Below are 15,271 nucleotides of genomic sequence, written 5' to 3'. Positions count from 1 at the left end.
CGACGACCGGTTGAGGAGGACCCCGATGCGGAGGCGCTACCTGGTCGCGGTGGCCGGCCACCTGCTCAACCGCAGGCGGCCACCGCCGTGCGAGATCCCGTCCGTGCCGCACTCGCTCACCTACGCCCGGCCGTATCCGTGCGGCTGGCGGTGCGACCGGCACAGCCCCTGGGGCCTGGCCGGCCACAAAAGCCCCACCCCCCGCGTCGCCACCGACACCCCCGAGAAGAGGTCTGCATGACCGAGCCGAGACGTACTCCGACCCCCGGCGACCTCGCCGCCGTCACCCCCGCCGCCACCCTGCGCGTGGGGCCGCCGTACGAGCGGACGAGGTGGGAGGCCGCGGTGCTGGAGCGCCGTCTGCACCGCCTGGACGTCCTGGTCGCGCTCGTCCTCGCCCATTACGCCGGGCCCGGCGGCATCCTTCCCGAGGACGGCATCCAGCGCACGGACCGGCTGCGGGACGTGGCCCCGATCTCCCCGGAGTCGATCCGCGCGGCCCTGCGCAACCTGGAGAACCGCGGGCTCATCACGCGGCTGCCGCTGAACCCCGGCTCGACGTCCGAGGCAGCGCGCGCGATCGCCCTGACCATTCCCGCCCGGCGACAGCGGCCACCACGGGCCGGGCGGCCCCGATGAGCGACCAACAGGTGCCAGGGCAGATCGAGTTACTGCCCGACGACCCCCCGGCGTACGGCGGCCCGGCCGCCGTCCCCGCGACCCCGATCCGCACCTCCGGCCGTACCGAGTACACGGTCCGCTGCGACGGCGCGACCGGCTGCGGCGCCCATCACCGCCACACCGGCCCCGGCGTACGGACGGCCCCGTGTGGCGCCACCTACACCGTTCCAGCCCTCAACGCCCCTCAGGAGTCCCCGCCTTGACCCGCCACCGCCCGGACGGCGTCTGACCGATGGTCCGCCTGCCCGTGTCCTCCGCCGAGCCCCGCCACCACACCGGTGGCGGGGCCGGTGGCGCGGGCCGTGCGGACCTCCCGCCGTGGCACGGGCAGAAGATCAAGCTGCCCAAGTGGGTCTGGGGCAGCGGTTATTACTCCGCGGGCGCCGTCCGCTACATCGCCCAGGTCACCGCCCTGGACCAGCGCGGCCGCCGATGCCGCGCCGGCGTCGTCACCCTCGCCCGTTACCTCGGCGACTCCAAGCGGACCGCTGAGCGGTACCTCGCCGAGGCCGCCGCGCCCGGCCCCGACGGCCCACCCGCGATGACCGTCATCCGGCACACCGCCGACGGCGGCACCGGCGAGACCGCCGAGCGCCGCATCCGCCGCGTCGGCAAGGGCGAGCACTTCGCCTACGTCTCCGTCGGCGCGTTCAAGGCACTGCGTGGCCGCCTCTTCCCCGCGTACTGCGCCCTCACCTACGCCCAGGCCACGAACACCCCTGTCACGGCCGCCGAGCTGGGTGCACTCCTCGCGGTGACCGAGCGGTCCGCGCGCCGCCTGGTCGACCAGCTGGAGGCCCTCGGCTGGATCACCGTGGACCGCCGCACCGGCCGCCACGCCCGCCACGACATCACCGTCCACGACCACCCCCTCCACCTCGTCCCCGCCCCCGGCACAGCGGACACAGATGGCGGATCGGGTCCGGGCACAGATGGCGGATCCCTCGCGATCAAGGAAGACCCTGGACTGACTGACGATGAGAACAACACGCCCCCCGGTGGGGGTGTCCGCCGTAGGCGAGATGACCGTAAGTGGGTCGCCACGCCTGTGGAAAACCTCGGCTCCGCGCCTGCGACGTTCCGCTCCGCGCCAGCGCCACGCCCGTACGGCGGGCCCGCGATGGGCGTCTCACCGCGCGTCTGGGAGGTCCTCGCCCCCGTCGCCGATCTCCTGCCCGGTGTCAGCCCGTTCGTGCTCCGGACCGTGGCCCGGGCGATCGGCCGCCAGCTCGACGCCCAGGTCCCCGCCCTCGACCTCCACGACCAGATCCTCCTGCGCCGCCAGCGCACCGGCGCCGCGAACCTCCGCGACCCCGGCCGGTGGCTCCTCGGCGTCGCGCTCGCCGACTGGGCATCACCCTGCGGCCTCGCCGACTGCGTCGACGGACTCATCCGCCACACCGGCACCCCCTGCAAAGCCTGCGCCGCCCTCCCCGCCTTCAGACCCCGAGGCCGACCCCGAGGACACCCACCGTCCACCACCGCGGCCGCCGTCGGCCTCCACGCGTGCCCCGGCTGCCACGCCCCCTACCGGCCACCCCTCCGACACCCCAACTGCCGCCTCTGCCACCACCCGCTCACCGCCTGACCGAGGAGACCCCCTGTGCCCTACCAGAACCCGCGCCCCGCCCGTAACGGGCCAGGCACATGCCCACGCTGCGGCGACGACGTGATCTTCTGCCTCAACGCAGGCGGCAACACCCAGATGATCAACCGCGAGCGCCGCGACTACGGCAACCAAGCCGTCCGCCAGGACCAGGCCGGCCGCTACCACGTCCGCCAACTCACCAACGAACGCTCCACCCTGGAAGGCAGCGAGGCCCTGCACTACCCCCACGCCCCCACCTGCCAGAACCCACCGGCCCGGCCCGCCGCCCGCCGCCTGTCCTCGGCCAAGGTCCGGTTCGGCGTACGACCCTCCTGGCGGCGAGGATGAAGCCCCGCGAGGACGTCGCCGCGATGCTCCGCGCAGGCGCCACCCAACGGCAGATCACCGCCGCCCTCGGCGTCCAGCCCCGCATCATCGCCGCCACCCGCCAAGCCCTCGGCATACCCGTTCCCCCCGGCCGCGGCGGCCGCCGACGCGACGCCGTCCGCGACCAGGTCGCCGACATGCTCCGTACCGGCGCCACCGCCCGCCAGATACGCGCAGCACTGGGCGTCAGCACCCGCATCGTCACCGAGGTCCGCAAGGACCGCGGCATCCCCATCCCCGCAGGCCGCGGCGGCGGACGCTCACCCGACCCCGCCCTCCACGACCGCATCGCCCAACTCCTCCACGCCGGCCACACCTACGACGAGATCCAGGCCCAGACCGGCGGCACCAGCACCGCCACCATCGCAGCCGTCCGCAAAGAACGCCGCATCCCCCTGCCACCCGGCCGCCACAACCACACCGGCCAACCCGCCCGCACCCCCGAACAAGCCCTCCACCACCACAGCCGGCCCGCCCCCGACGACCACACCGACTGGACCGGACCCACCCAAGGCCACAGCCTCCCCGTCCTCTGGTCCGCCGGCCGCCACAACGCCCTCCACATCGCCTTCCGCCTCCACCACGGCCGCCAACCCACCGGCTACGTCAGACGCACCTGCACCCACCCCGGCTGCATCACCGGAGCCCACCTCAACGACCGCCGCATCCGCCAAGCCAACAACCGCGCCGACCAGGCATACGAACAGATATTCGGGGCCACATCATGACCGCCGACATCACCAGCACCCACACCTACACCGGAAACCACACCGGCCAGCTCGCCGCCTTCCTCGCCGGCGCACCGCATCACTGGGACGTCGACGGCGACCTCGTCCTCACCACCCCCGACGGCGAGATCCACGCCCGCCCCGGATGGCTCCTCGTCCGCTGGACCGACCGCACCATCACCACCGCCACCCCCCACCTCGCCGAACGCACCTACGGCCCCGAAGGCCTCGCCGGACGCCTCGACCAGACCCAGGACGCAGTGGCCCGCGTACGCGAAGCAGCCGCCCAACTCATGCGCGCCGCCCTCAACACCGACGGCGAACCCCTCACACCCCGCGACCAGGGCATCGACACCGCCGTACGCCGCCTCCTCGCCGCCCTCGATCAGCCCCCCGGGAGCGCCTCGTGAACCTCGCCCGCGTCCTCGGCGCGATCCTGCCCACCCTCGCCTTCCTCGCCGTCCTGGCCGCGCTCGCCCTCGCCCTCCGCCCCGAACGCCCCCGCCGCCGAAAGGACCACGACGACTCATGACCCGCTGCTGCGACACCCCCGAAGGCGCCCCCTGCGCCCACGACACGATCCCCACCGTGCCCATGCCCGGCTGGGAACACCGCGAGCAGCTGCTCCAGGCCGCCGCCGAACTCCACACCGCCATCACCAAGTTCACCGAGTCGTTCATGCCCATGGCCCGCGCCCTCGCCGACAGCTACGCCCAGTTCGTCCGTCAGCTCCGCGAGGCCGGCTACCTCGACGACCAGGACCAGCCCGTCAAACCCGCCGACCGCCCCGCCTGGCAGTCCCCCTACGGCCCGCCGAAGCGGAGGCGCTGACCATGGCCAAGCGCAGCGAGTTGCTGATCCTTCTGTACAAGTGCCCGTTCTGCCTCGGCGGGCTCACCGCTGACGGCGCCGGCGGCACCGAGCCCTGCCACCACTGCTCCGGCATCGGTCTCACCGAAGACCCCTGCGGCGAGGCCGAACGCGCGCCACGCCCGCCCGCCGTCATGCGAACCCCCTGCGCAGACTGCGCCTTCCGGCCCGGATCACCCGAGCTGGAGGCCAACGGCGCCCAACTCCCCGACGACGAGCCGTTCTTCTGCCACCAGGGCGTCCCCGTCTCCGCGCGCGGCGCCTACACACCCGTCGCCACCTTCCGAGGCCTCCCCCTCGGCCTCATGGTCTGCGCCGGATGGTGGGCCCTCAAAACCGGTGAGCAACTCCCCTGCAGGCCCTACCGCGAGGTACCCGTCACCGAGGACGAGGTCGAACGCCGCTGGGGCACCGTCCCCCACGCGCTCCGCGACCAGGCCCTTCACGACCCCGACTGACCCTGCCTCGCGCACGCGCGCGCCTGCGAACGCGCACACGGTAACCGCAGGCGCGCGCGTGCGCGACACACCACCCCTACCCGCCAGTACGAATGGCAAGGCCTCCCCGGCCGGAGAGAACGATCATGAAGACGGTCCCGCCCAACCCCTACAGCCCCTACGCCACCGCCAGCCCGGCCGAACGCCACCTCTTCCTCACCATCGTCGGACCCCCCGCACCCGGCGCCCTCGTCCACACCGCATGCGACCGCCTCGCCGTCGTCCCCGACGACGTCATCGGGGTCGACCCCGCCGCCGAGGAACTGCCCGCAGGCCTCTGCGCCACCTGCGCCGCCGTGTTCCGCGGCCTGATACCCCCCATCACCAAGATCGAGACCGCCTGCGTCGAGTGCGGGGGCGCCACGATCCAGAACCACCTGTGCGCCGTGTGCCGCACTCAAGCGCACCTGCTGTGGACCCGCGTCCGCACCACCACCGTCCCGCCCCCGCCTGACGCCCCGTTCCTCGCCCAGGGCGGCCCCATCCACGTCACCCCGTCTGCCTGGTGCGAACACGGCGACCTCGTCATCGGAGCCCGCTTCCACGGCTACTACCTCAACGGCGAACCGCATGAGACGCACATCGACGTCCTCCTGCCACGCTGCTACCTCGCCACCGTCATCGGCGCCGTCCTCGCTCTGGTCGACCTCGACCCCAGCCCGGCGGCGCAGGACCGCTTCACCGACGCCGTCAACGAAACCCAGAACACCGTCCGCGCCGCCTACCGCCAGCGCCTGGACGACGGCGAGGCCGGCCGTGGCTGACCGCTGCGCCATCACCGGCTGCGGCCGCGCCCTCCCCGACGGCCGGCCCGGCCGCGTCTGCCCCCGCTGCACCATCCGCGTACGCGCCTGGCTCACCGAACTCGACCACCAACTCCCCCTCCTGCAGGCCTCCCTGCAGCACGACCGCAGCCCCACCACCGGCACCATCCACGGCGGCCGCGCCCACTCACCCATGCCCGTACGCGCCGACGTCCTCAACCTCCTCGGCCCCGGCAGCAACAGCACCATCGACGACCCGTACGACCAGGCCCGCAGCGACCAGGACGGCCCCCTGCCCATCCACACCCACCTCCGCGGCTGGGCCGAGATGACCGCCCGCCACGTCCGCCTCACCCCCGCCCCCGGCACACGCCCCGGCCGCACCTGGGCGGCCTGGCTCGACGCCTACCTCCCCTGGGTCATCACCGCCCCCTGGATCGCCGAGTTCCACCAGGAGCTGGAAGGCCTCATCAGACGCGTACGAGCCATCACCCGCACCGAACCCCAACGCCACCTCCAGGACGCCCCCTGCCCCAGCTGCGACGCCTTCGCCCTCGTCGACGAGGACTGGCAGCCCTACGTCGAATGCACCGCCTGCGGACTCCTGCTCACCCACACCGAGTACCTCGACCACGCCCGCCGCGTACTACCCGCCCTCCACCGCACCGCCCTCACGATCCTCCTCACCGCCCACAACACCCAGGAGCCGCAAGCGTCATGACCGACAAACCGCCCGTACCCGCCACCATGTTCGACCTCTGGCCCCGCATCCCCGTCGACACCTCCGACACCAGCGCCTTCGACCGCATCGCGCGCCTCGCCGCCTTCGCCGCAGACGACTGGACCCTCGGCCCCAACGGCCCCTTCAAACAGCGCATGACCCCTGCCGAGATCTGCCGCCGCCAGATACACGAAGGACTCCTCCACCTCCTCGAACTCGGCCTCATCGACATCGACACCACCCGCATCGACGCCGCCCCCGGCATCCCCTGCCAACGCGAAGAACCCACCGCCCCGGAAGCAAAACCGCAGGACCAGGCCCCACTGCCATAGCCCCGAGCCACACTGACCACGCGTCCGTTTCACACGGCCCGCCACGCCCCCGTCGTGGCGGGCCGTCGGCGTTGTCGCTGGACAAACGCCAGTTCATAGCGTCAACATGGCGCCAGCACCACACGTGTGCCCCTTTCACGGAACTCCCACCAGCAGCCCCAGACCCACACCGGTCCGGGGCTGCCGTGCATCCCGGAGAAGGAGGCGGCCATGCCCCAGCTCTACAACGGCACCCAGGCCGCCGCCCTCGCCACCCGATGGCGTCGCACCCTCACCGCCGACGCCGCCGCCGTCTCCCGCTCCGCTATCTGCAAATGGGTCGAACGCGGCCACCTCCCCGTCGCAGGCCTCGACGAACACGACCGCCCCCTCTACGACCCCACCGACCTCGCCCGCGCGGAGAAAGCCACCCGCACCCGCGCCCTGCGTCTCGTCGGTATCGCCACCGCGTCACAGAATGGTCATCTCCCCATCACAGGGCATACACCTGGCGCATGATGCCCACTCAGCATCAATCGCCCCTGGGGGACCCATGCGCACCCGAACGGCCGCCGCCGCACTCGCCGCCGCCGCACTGCTCACGCTCACGGCCTGCGAAGGCAGCAACACCAGCCCCAGCAAGCCGGACACCACAGCCCAGGACACCAGCGAGCAGCCCAAGACAGCCGCCAGCGCCACCGAGACCGAAACGGACGCGCCCGCCGCCGAGGCCGAGCCGGAGACCAGCGAGGTGCCCGACGTCGTCGGCATGAACCACGGCGAGGCGCAGAGCCTGCTGCGCAGCAAGGGGTTCATGGTCAACGAGGAGGACGCGTCGTCCCAGGGCCGCTGGATCCTCGACAACAGCAACTGGAAGGTCTGCCGCCAGGACCCGGCGCCCGGCGCCACGGACGCCCTCCGCGTCGCCATCTACTCCGTCAAGCTCGACGAGTCCTGCTGACCAGTCACACCACTCGCGACGAGCCCCCAGGTGGCCTGAACCATGGGGGCTTCGTCGTACCCGGAGGCATCCATGGAGGCACCGAAGTACGGCACCGCCGAATACCGGCTGTGGGCAGCAGGAGCCGAAGCCGAAGCGAAAGCCCGGCGCGAAGGACGGAGCAAGGCCGGCCTCGAAGTCCTCGGCTACGTCGACGCCCTCGCCGAGCACCGCAGCGAGATGGACCACACCGACATCGCGTTTCGTGTCTTCGCCGTATTCGGTCTCGCCGGCCTGGCCTTCGACTCCTGGCGGGCTCGCGCCCGGCTGGCACTGTGGGTACTGCGCAACGGCAAGGGCCGCGCCCGCCGGAAGGGGTGAGGACATGCTGGCGTACACCGTCCACGACGTAGCGATCAGCTGCGGCATCCGCGAACTGCCTCCCGAGGACGGCTGGCGCTGCTTCGAGTCCACCGGCGTGGCCACGCTCACCTGCAGCTGCGGATACACCGACGGCCCCATGCCGAAGCCCCTGGCGCGCCTCACGGCAGAACTACACATCCATGGCGCCACGTAGAGGCCTCCAGGTCTGCCCCACACCAGGCTGCCCGAGGCTCACCGTCGGCGGACGCTGCGCGACCTGCCAGGGCAACGCCCAACGCGCACGGCCCACGGCGGCCTCCAAGGGCTACAACGCAGGCTGGGCACGCACACGCACCGAGTACCTCCGCGCCAACCCGTACTGCGAGTGCGACGAGTGCGCAGCGATCCCCGCCCTCCTCCGCCCGCGCGCGACGGAGGTCAACCACCGCGACGGACTCGGTCCCCTCGGCCCGCGCGGACACGACTGGACCAACCTGCAGGCCATGACCAAGGCCCACCACTCCCGTGAGACCGCACGTCACCAGCCAGGCGGATGGAACGACAGGGAGACACCGTGAACATCGTGCATCCCCCATGGGGGAGCACAGCGCCGAGCGATGTATGCCGCGTCTACTGGGGCAGCAGCGGATGCGATCTCCCACGTGGCCATGACGAGGACGAGGACGTACGTGTCCATCGTCAGCTCGAACCCACAGCCCAGGACGTGAGCGTCGAGGACGCCTTCCTATGGGGCGAAGACCTGACCACGAAGGAACGCAGCCTCGTCGAGCAGATCTGGGGCTGATCCAGCCCACTCTGAGCCCTCCGAGGTCACTTTGAGGCATCGTTGCAGTTCAGAGGCCTATAGGGATGCAAAAGCCCAGGTCGGAGGCCTGCCGGGGGGTGGGGGGTGACCCCTGGCCAGTAGGGGGTCCAGAACGCCGGGGAGGGCTCTGGGGGGTCAGTCAGGTTCAAAGGGTCAAGATCGTCACGCAACGTGACGGTCCCCTGGTGCTGCGCAACGCAGCTCGGAGGAGTGATCAAGATGCCCCGTGGAGGAGCCCGAGTCGTCTCCGGACCGGCCCCCGATCCGCTGGCCCTGCGCCGCAACCGGCCCTCCGACAAGGCCGGCTGGACCCTCCTCCCCTACGAGGGGCGGCCCGGCCTGCCTCCCGAGTGGCCGCTGACCGATCCGACCGACCGCGAGCTGCAGCTGTGGGACGAACTCTGGGAACGCCCGCAGGCCGTGATGTGGGAAGAGCTGTCCCAGGAGCTCGAAGTCGCGCTCTTCGTACGCTGCCTGGCCGAGGCCGAGCAGCCCGAGGCCAAGGTCGACGTCCGCAAGCTCGCCCGGCAGTACCTCGACAGCCTCGGCCTGTCCGTCCAGGGCATGCTCCGCAACCGGTGGAAGATCAGCCCCGGCGAGCCGGGCACCGTGCCGGTCCCCGAGGCCTTCGAGGACGACGAGCCGCCGACGCCGGCACCGCGCCGACCGTCCGCGCGCGACCGTATGAAGGTTGTGCCGTTCCGTGGCCGGGAGGACTGAGCCCGCGGCCGAGTTCGTCGTCGACTTCCCGACGATGTGGGTGGTCCCGGACTGGATCGAGCGTCACTGCCCGGTCCCGGACGGGTTCCGCGCCGGTCAGGACCTGCAGCTGTACCCGTGGCAGCTGTGGTGCACCGTCAACCACTACCGCGTGAAGCCGACCGCGCGCCCGGGCCAGCTCGCGCCGGCGTTCCACTACCGGCGCTCGCAGGTCGTGGCCCCGCAGAAGACCGGCAAGGGCCCCTGGTCGGCGACGATCGTCCTGGCCGAGGCCTGCGGCCCGGTCGTCTTCGCCGACTGGGCGCGCGGCGGCGAGCGGTTCATCTGCGCGGACTACGGCTGCGGCTGCGGCTGGTACTACACCTACGAGCCGGGCGAGCCGATGGGCGTGCCGTGGCCGACCCCGCTGATCCAGCTGACCGCCACCTCCGAGGACCAGGTCGCGAACGTCTACCGGCCGCTCAAGGCGATGGTGAAGAAGGGCCCGCTGCAGGAACGGCTGCGGGTCGGCGAGGAGTTCACCCGGATCGGCGAGGACGGGCAGATCGACGTCGTCACCTCCTCGGCGATGTCGAGGCTGGGCAACCCGATCATCTTCGCGCTGCAGGACGAGAGCGGCCTCTACACCACGGCGAACAAGCTGCGGAAGGTCGCCGAGACCCAGCGGCGCGGCGCGGCCGGCATGGGCGGCCGCTCGATGGAGACGACGAACGCGTGGGACCCGTCGGAGGACTCGGTCGCGCAGACGACGTCCCAGGCCAAGGCGCGGGACATCTTCAAGTACCACCCGCAGGCCCCGAAGTCGCTCAGCTTCAGGGACAAGCGGCAGCGCCGGAAGATCTATCGGTGCGTCTACGCGGGCTCCGCGCACGTCGACCTCGACGCCATCGAGGCCGAGGCCGCCGAGATCATGGAGAAGGACCCGGCGCAGGCCGAGCGGTTCTTCGGCAACCGGTGTGTCGCCGGCACCGCGAGCTGGCTGGACGGGACGAAGTGGGCGGCGAAGGCCAAGCCCCGCCGCGTACGGCCGATGACGCGGATCGTCCTCGGGTTCGACGGCTCGGACATGGACGACTGGACGTCGATTAGGGCCGAGACCATGGACGGCTACCAGTTCACCCCGCTGTACGGGGCGAACGACGAGCCGACGATCTGGAACCCCGCTGACTACGGCGGCCAGGTCCCGCGCGCGGAGGTCCGCGCGGCGATGGGCCAGCTGATGAACCGCTACGACGTCGTCCGCCTGTACGCCGACCCGCCGTACTGGGACAGCGAATGCGACGACTGGATCGACGAGTACGGCGAGGAGCGGGTCATCCGCTGGTACACGCGCCGCATGGTGCAGATGCACTCGGCGGCCGAGCGGCTGAAGACCGACGTCCTGAAGCGGAACACCGCCGACGGACAGCGCGCCTCGGCGTTCACGCACGACGGCTGCGAGCTGACGCAGTCGCACATCGAGAACACCCGCCAGGCCGACCGCCCCAGCGGGCTGTACGTCCTGCGCAAGGCCAGCCCCGCCCAGAAGATCGACATCTCGGTGGCGTCCGTGCTCGCGCACGAGGCGCTTGGCGACGTGATCGCGGCGGGCCTCGCCAACCCGGAGACGTCCTACTACTACGGCTCATGAAGGGGGGCGTCTATGCCGGCCACCCTGGGGCAGGCGCTGCAGCTGGTGTCGCTGCTGGAGTCGGAGCTGATCCGTCGGCAGGCGGCGATCGACGAGTACAACTCGTACTACCGGGGCAAGCAGCCACTGAAGTTCGCGTCCGACGACTTCGCGAAGTTCCACGGCAACCGGTACAAGGACTTCTCCGACAACTGGGTCCAGGTCGTGGCGGACAGCCCCGTCGAGCGGCTGACCGTGACCGGTTTCCAGGCCTCCGGCGAGACCACGGCGGACAAGGACCTGTGGGAGGTGTGGCAGGTCAACGGCCTCGACACCGACAGCCAGTTGGGGTTCCTCGGCGCGATCGTCAGCGGGCGGTCGTTCGTGCTGGTGTGGGGCGACCCGGACGACGACGAGATGCCGGTGGTCACGTTCGAGGACGCCGCGCAGTGCATCGTCGTCTACGAGCCCGGCTCGCGGGTGAAGCGTCGGGCAGGCCTGAAGCGGTGGCAGGACGGCAACATGGACTACGCCACGCTGTACCTGCCCGACCAGCTGTGGAAGTTCGAACGGCCGCTGCTGAAGCAGAGCAAGTCACCGCAGATGGCCGACGTCGACGAGGCGATGCGGCTGTGGCTGCCCCCCGGTGCCGAGGGACGGCTGCGCACGTGGGCACCGCGCGAGGAGGAAGTGCTCCGCGAGCCGAATCCACAGCCCAACCCCATGGGCCTCGTGCCGCTGGTGGAGCTGCCCAACCGGCCGATGCTCGCCAACGACCCGATCTCGGATGTCGCCGGCGTCATCGCCATGCAGGACGCGATCAACCTGATCTGGGCACAGCTGTTCACCGCCTCCGACTACGCCTCGTTCCCTCAGCGCGTGGTCCTGGGCGCCGAGCGGCCGATGATCCCCAAGCTCAACTCCGCCGGCGAGATCGTGGGCAGGCAGCCGGTGGAGTTGTCCAAGTTCGCCGTCGACCGCGTGGCGTGGATCACCGGCAAGGACGCCAAGATCGCCGAGTGGCAGGCCGTCAACCTTGCCGCGTACACGCAGATCGTCGAGGTCGCCGTGGGGCACGTGGCCGCGCAGACCCGCACCCCGCAGCACTACCTGATAGGCAAGATGGCCAACCTGTCCGGGGACGCGCTGCTCGCCGCCGAGACCGGCCTCGTCAAGCGCTGCGACGAGGAGAAGCTCTGGTTCGGGCAAGGCCTGCGCGAGGTCTCCCGGCTGGTCTACCTGGCCCGGGGCGAGGACGCCAAGGCCAGGGCGATGCGCGCGGGCACGGTGCTGTGGGCCGACTCCGAGTCCCGCTCCTACGCCCAGCTCGCGGACGCCCTGGTGAAGCTGAAGGACATCGGGTTCCCCTTCGAGTGGCTGGCCCTGCGCTACGGGCTCACCCCGACCGAGGTCGCGGACGTCGTCGCGATGCGTGAGCGGGAGGCCGAGATGGACCCGATCGCCGCCGCCACCCAGATGCTCGCCCAACGGCGCGCCCCCGGCGAGGAGGGCGACGTCGTCGAGGACGAGGACCAGGACGCGGACGTCGAGGAGGGGGCGCTCGTATGACGGTCCCTCCCGAGGCGCAGGCGCACCAGGCCGAGCGCGCCGCCCAGGCCGCGGTGACGGCGGCCGCAGTGCGCTCGGTGTGGATGGCCACCGACCCCGAGGACCTTGAAGGCTCCTGGCTCACGAGCGCGGTGTTCGCCGCCGAGCTGCTCCACGCCGGACAGGTCGCGGCCGCCGCCACGGCCGACACATGGCTGACCCGGGAGACCGGCGGCCCCGGCGAGGGCGCGGTCGATGCGGAGACCGCCGCGGTGGCGGCCGGGGACCTGACACCGGCGCTGCTGTATCCGCTGCTGATCGCCCTCAACCGGCTGCGCCGCGGGTTCTCGGTGGCCATGTCGATCCTGTCGGGGGCCGCGTTCCTGGAGATGGTCACCCGCTCCCTGGTCGCGGACGCCGGGCGTATCGCCGACATGGCGGGGATGATCGCCCGCCCGCGCGTGGTGTCCTACGTGCGCGTGGTGCACCTGCCCGCGTGCGCGAGATGCGTGATCCTCGCGGGCAACGAGTACTCCCTCTCGGACGGGTTCCTGCGGCACCCGCGCTGCGACTGCACGCTCGCTCCCCGCCGCCCCGGCGACACCTGGGAACTCCTCGGCCCCGAGGAACTGTTCGCCCAGATGGACCCCGCCCAGCAGCGGCGGGCGTTCGGGCAGGCCGGGGCTGAGGCGATCCGCGAGGGCGCCGACATCGGCCAGGTCGTCAACGCCCGCCGGGGCATGACCACGAAGACCCTCTACCGGCGCGAGGTGCAGGCCACCAGCGAGGGCACCACCCGCCGCGGCCTGTATGCCTCGCGCCGCCGCAAGTTCGAGAAGGCGGCCGGCACCCGCTTCGGCGAGAGCACCGGCGGACGCGCCCGGACCAAGGCCGTCAGGTTGATGCCGGAGGAGATCTACCGGCTTGCCGACGGCGACCGTGAGCACGCGATCCGGCTGCTGAAGAAGAACGCCTACATCGTCTGACCGGGCGCAACGCCCGGCAGGTTCACCCGCAACGGGAGACACCATGCACGCACCCCTGCCCGTACACCCGCGCACCGGACTCACCGCCGTCGGCTGGCGCAAGGCCCGCCCTCACCACGGCGAGGACGAGGGCGAGCTGTACCCGATCTGGCCCATCCTCGGCGGCGCCCCCGACGAGGACGACGACGACCAGGACGACGACGCCGGCGCAGACGACGGCGACGACGAGGGCGATGACGACGGCCAGGACGACGACGCCGGCGACGGTGACGACGGTCAGGACGACGACGGGGCCGGGGACCAGGACGGCCAGGACGACGCGGACCCCGACGGCGCCGACCAGCTCGGCGACAAGGGCAAGCGCGCCCTGGCGTCCATGAAGGGCAAGTGGCGCAGCGAGCGGGACAAGCGCCGCGACCTCGAACGCCAGCTGGCGGGCAAGGGCAACAGCGGCGATGACGCCGTTGCCAAGGCGACCGCGGCCGCAACGGCCAAGGCGAACGCCCGCATCCTCAAGGCCGAGATCAGGGCGGCCGCCGCGAAGAAGCTCGCGGACCCGCGCGACGCGCTCCGCTTCCTCGACCTCGGACAGTTCGAGGTCGACGACGAGGGCGAGGTCGACGCGGAGGAGATCGCCGACGCGATCGAGACCCTGATCAAGGACAAGCCCTACCTGGCGGCCGCAACGGCCAAGCCACGGTTCCAGGGCTCTGGCGACGGAGGGGCAGCGCGCAAGGCGGGCCGTCCGAAGCAGCTCACCGAGCGCGACCTGAAGAACATGAGTGCCGAGCAGATCGTCAAGGCCCAGGAGGAGGGCAAGCTCGACGACCTGCTCGGCGCCTGACCCCTTGGAGGGCACCGATGTCCATCACCAACTTCAAGCCGCAGATCTGGAGCGCCCGGCTCCTGGTCGCGTGGCGCAAGTCCCTCGTCTACGGCGGGCCCATGGTGGTCAACCGCGACTACGAGGGCGAGATCGCCGAGTCCGGCGACGTCGTCAAGATCACCTCCATCAGTGACCCGACGATCTCGGACTACGTGCCGAACTCGACGGTCATCACGCCGGAGGAGCTGACCGACGCTCAGCGCAACCTCGTCATCGACCAGTCCAAGTACTGGGCGTTCAAGGTCGACGACGTCGACAAGCGGCAGGCCAAGGGCAACGTCATGCCCGAGGCCATGAGCCGCGCGGCCTACCGGCTGCGCGACGTCGCCGACCAGTACATCGCCGGCCTCTACACCGGCGTCGCCTCGGGCAACAACCTCGGCACCATCTCGGTCGTCGCGGCCACCCCGACGGACGCCTACGACGACGTGCTGATCCCGCTGAAGGTCACCCTCGACGACGGCGACTGCCCGACCGAGGGCCGCTACTGCGTGGTCCCGCCCTGGTTCACCGGCCGTCTGCTGCGCGACGACCGGTTCGTCCGCGCCGACGCCTCCGGCACCACCGAGGCCCTGCGCAACGGATTCGTCGGGCGCGCGGCGGGCTTCAACATCGTGCAGTCCAACAACACCCCGAACCCCACCGGGGACGACAACGTCGTCCAGGCCGGGGTCAACTCCGCGATCTCCTTCGCCGAGCAGATCAACAAGACCGAGGCCTACCGGCCGGAGTCCTCGTTCTCCGACGCGGTGAAGGGCCTGGCGCTGTACGGGGCGAAGCTCGTGCGCCCCGACGGCATCGCCATCGCCACCGCCTCCCAGACCTGAGCCAGGAAGGAGACCACCC

25 protein-coding genes are annotated in these 15,271 nt (G+C 71.5%); all 25 read left to right on the top strand.

Translation table 11 applies throughout. The features are described from left to right. The first annotated feature begins 25 nt into the window (after positions 1-25). Positions 26-241 (top strand): hypothetical protein, encoded by a 216-nt coding sequence (locus F9278_RS36300; protein WP_152172073.1) that lies wholly within the window; start codon positions 26-28, stop codon positions 239-241. Beyond that, positions 238-639: a hypothetical protein gene (locus F9278_RS36295; protein ID WP_152172072.1), complete on the top strand. Its 402-nt coding sequence runs from the start codon at positions 238-240 to the stop codon at positions 637-639. Before F9278_RS36300 ends, F9278_RS36295 begins: the two co-directional genes overlap by 4 nt. Beyond that, positions 636-884 carry a hypothetical protein gene (locus F9278_RS36290; RefSeq protein WP_152172071.1) on the top strand — a complete coding sequence of 83 codons (249 nt, stop codon included), beginning with the start codon at positions 636-638 and terminating at the stop codon, positions 882-884. The genes F9278_RS36295 and F9278_RS36290 overlap by 4 nt, the downstream gene beginning before the upstream one ends. A gap of 29 nt (positions 885-913) precedes the next feature. Continuing rightward, positions 914-2,269, top strand: coding sequence for an SgrR family transcriptional regulator (locus F9278_RS36285; protein WP_152172070.1), 1,356 nt, complete (start codon positions 914-916; stop codon positions 2,267-2,269). A 15-nt stretch (positions 2,270-2,284) separates the two neighbouring features. Then, positions 2,285-2,617: a hypothetical protein gene (locus tag F9278_RS36280; protein ID WP_152172069.1), complete on the top strand. Its 333-nt coding sequence runs from the start codon at positions 2,285-2,287 to the stop codon at positions 2,615-2,617. Continuing rightward, a complete protein-coding gene (locus F9278_RS36275; RefSeq protein ID WP_152172068.1) occupies positions 2,614-3,384 on the top strand; it encodes a helix-turn-helix domain-containing protein in 771 nt (256 codons plus the stop codon). Before F9278_RS36280 ends, F9278_RS36275 begins: the two co-directional genes overlap by 4 nt. Then, positions 3,381-3,794: a hypothetical protein gene (locus F9278_RS36270; protein WP_152172067.1), complete on the top strand. Its 414-nt coding sequence runs from the start codon at positions 3,381-3,383 to the stop codon at positions 3,792-3,794. The genes F9278_RS36275 and F9278_RS36270 overlap by 4 nt, the downstream gene beginning before the upstream one ends. Beyond that, complete coding sequence (locus F9278_RS48305; protein ID WP_264300191.1) at positions 3,791-3,916, top strand: hypothetical protein; 126 nt, start codon at positions 3,791-3,793, stop codon at positions 3,914-3,916. Before F9278_RS36270 ends, F9278_RS48305 begins: the two co-directional genes overlap by 4 nt. Continuing rightward, entirely contained in the window at positions 3,913-4,215 is a 303-nt protein-coding gene (locus F9278_RS36265; RefSeq protein ID WP_152172066.1) for a hypothetical protein, read from the top strand. Before F9278_RS48305 ends, F9278_RS36265 begins: the two co-directional genes overlap by 4 nt. Positions 4,216-4,217: 2 nt before the next feature. Continuing rightward, a complete protein-coding gene (locus tag F9278_RS36260) occupies positions 4,218-4,712 on the top strand; it encodes a hypothetical protein (protein ID WP_152172065.1) in 495 nt (164 codons plus the stop codon). Between the two features lie 125 nt (positions 4,713-4,837). Further along, positions 4,838-5,515, top strand: a complete 678-nt coding sequence (locus F9278_RS36255; protein ID WP_152172064.1) for a hypothetical protein — start codon at positions 4,838-4,840, stop codon at positions 5,513-5,515. Continuing rightward, positions 5,508-6,236, top strand: coding sequence for a YheV family putative zinc ribbon protein (locus F9278_RS36250; RefSeq protein ID WP_152172063.1), 729 nt, complete (start codon positions 5,508-5,510; stop codon positions 6,234-6,236). Before F9278_RS36255 ends, F9278_RS36250 begins: the two co-directional genes overlap by 8 nt. Then, complete coding sequence (locus F9278_RS36245) at positions 6,233-6,568, top strand: hypothetical protein (RefSeq protein WP_152172062.1); 336 nt, start codon at positions 6,233-6,235, stop codon at positions 6,566-6,568. Before F9278_RS36250 ends, F9278_RS36245 begins: the two co-directional genes overlap by 4 nt. Before the next feature lie 126 nt (positions 6,569-6,694). Further along, positions 6,695-7,066: a hypothetical protein gene (locus tag F9278_RS36240; protein WP_226967101.1), complete on the top strand. Its 372-nt coding sequence runs from the start codon at positions 6,695-6,697 to the stop codon at positions 7,064-7,066. Positions 7,067-7,100: 34 nt separating this feature from the next. Beyond that, positions 7,101-7,508, top strand: a complete 408-nt coding sequence (locus tag F9278_RS36235; RefSeq protein WP_193241788.1) for a PASTA domain-containing protein — start codon at positions 7,101-7,103, stop codon at positions 7,506-7,508. Positions 7,509-7,580: 72 nt separating this feature from the next. Then, positions 7,581-7,868: a hypothetical protein gene (locus tag F9278_RS36230; protein ID WP_152172060.1), complete on the top strand. Its 288-nt coding sequence runs from the start codon at positions 7,581-7,583 to the stop codon at positions 7,866-7,868. A 4-nt stretch (positions 7,869-7,872) separates the two neighbouring features. Further along, a complete protein-coding gene (locus F9278_RS36225; protein WP_152172059.1) occupies positions 7,873-8,064 on the top strand; it encodes a hypothetical protein in 192 nt (63 codons plus the stop codon). Then, positions 8,051-8,428, top strand: coding sequence for an HNH endonuclease (locus F9278_RS47655; RefSeq protein ID WP_226967100.1), 378 nt, complete (start codon positions 8,051-8,053; stop codon positions 8,426-8,428). The genes F9278_RS36225 and F9278_RS47655 overlap by 14 nt, the downstream gene beginning before the upstream one ends. Beyond that, positions 8,425-8,655 carry a hypothetical protein gene (locus F9278_RS36215; protein WP_152172058.1) on the top strand — a complete coding sequence of 77 codons (231 nt, stop codon included), beginning with the start codon at positions 8,425-8,427 and terminating at the stop codon, positions 8,653-8,655. Before F9278_RS47655 ends, F9278_RS36215 begins: the two co-directional genes overlap by 4 nt. Before the next feature lie 240 nt (positions 8,656-8,895). Then, positions 8,896-9,396 carry a hypothetical protein gene (locus tag F9278_RS36210; protein ID WP_193241787.1) on the top strand — a complete coding sequence of 167 codons (501 nt, stop codon included), beginning with the start codon at positions 8,896-8,898 and terminating at the stop codon, positions 9,394-9,396. After that, a complete protein-coding gene (locus F9278_RS36205) occupies positions 9,380-11,026 on the top strand; it encodes a hypothetical protein (protein WP_226967099.1) in 1,647 nt (548 codons plus the stop codon). The genes F9278_RS36210 and F9278_RS36205 overlap by 17 nt, the downstream gene beginning before the upstream one ends. Positions 11,027-11,038: 12 nt before the next feature. After that, complete coding sequence (locus F9278_RS36200) at positions 11,039-12,574, top strand: phage portal protein (protein WP_152172057.1); 1,536 nt, start codon at positions 11,039-11,041, stop codon at positions 12,572-12,574. After that, complete coding sequence (locus F9278_RS36195; protein ID WP_152172056.1) at positions 12,571-13,539, top strand: hypothetical protein; 969 nt, start codon at positions 12,571-12,573, stop codon at positions 13,537-13,539. Before F9278_RS36200 ends, F9278_RS36195 begins: the two co-directional genes overlap by 4 nt. A gap of 43 nt (positions 13,540-13,582) precedes the next feature. Then, positions 13,583-14,383, top strand: coding sequence for a hypothetical protein (locus F9278_RS36190; protein ID WP_152172055.1), 801 nt, complete (start codon positions 13,583-13,585; stop codon positions 14,381-14,383). A gap of 17 nt (positions 14,384-14,400) precedes the next feature. Continuing rightward, positions 14,401-15,252 carry a P22 phage major capsid protein family protein gene (locus F9278_RS36185; RefSeq protein ID WP_152172054.1) on the top strand — a complete coding sequence of 284 codons (852 nt, stop codon included), beginning with the start codon at positions 14,401-14,403 and terminating at the stop codon, positions 15,250-15,252. Positions 15,253-15,271: the final 19 nt, after the last annotated feature.

This window comes from Streptomyces phaeolivaceus (assembly GCF_009184865.1).
GTDB lineage: Bacteria > Actinomycetota > Actinomycetes > Streptomycetales > Streptomycetaceae > Streptomyces > Streptomyces phaeolivaceus.
The sequence above is the reverse complement of the archived record's forward strand: the minus strand, read 5'-3'. Positions and strand labels throughout refer to the sequence as shown.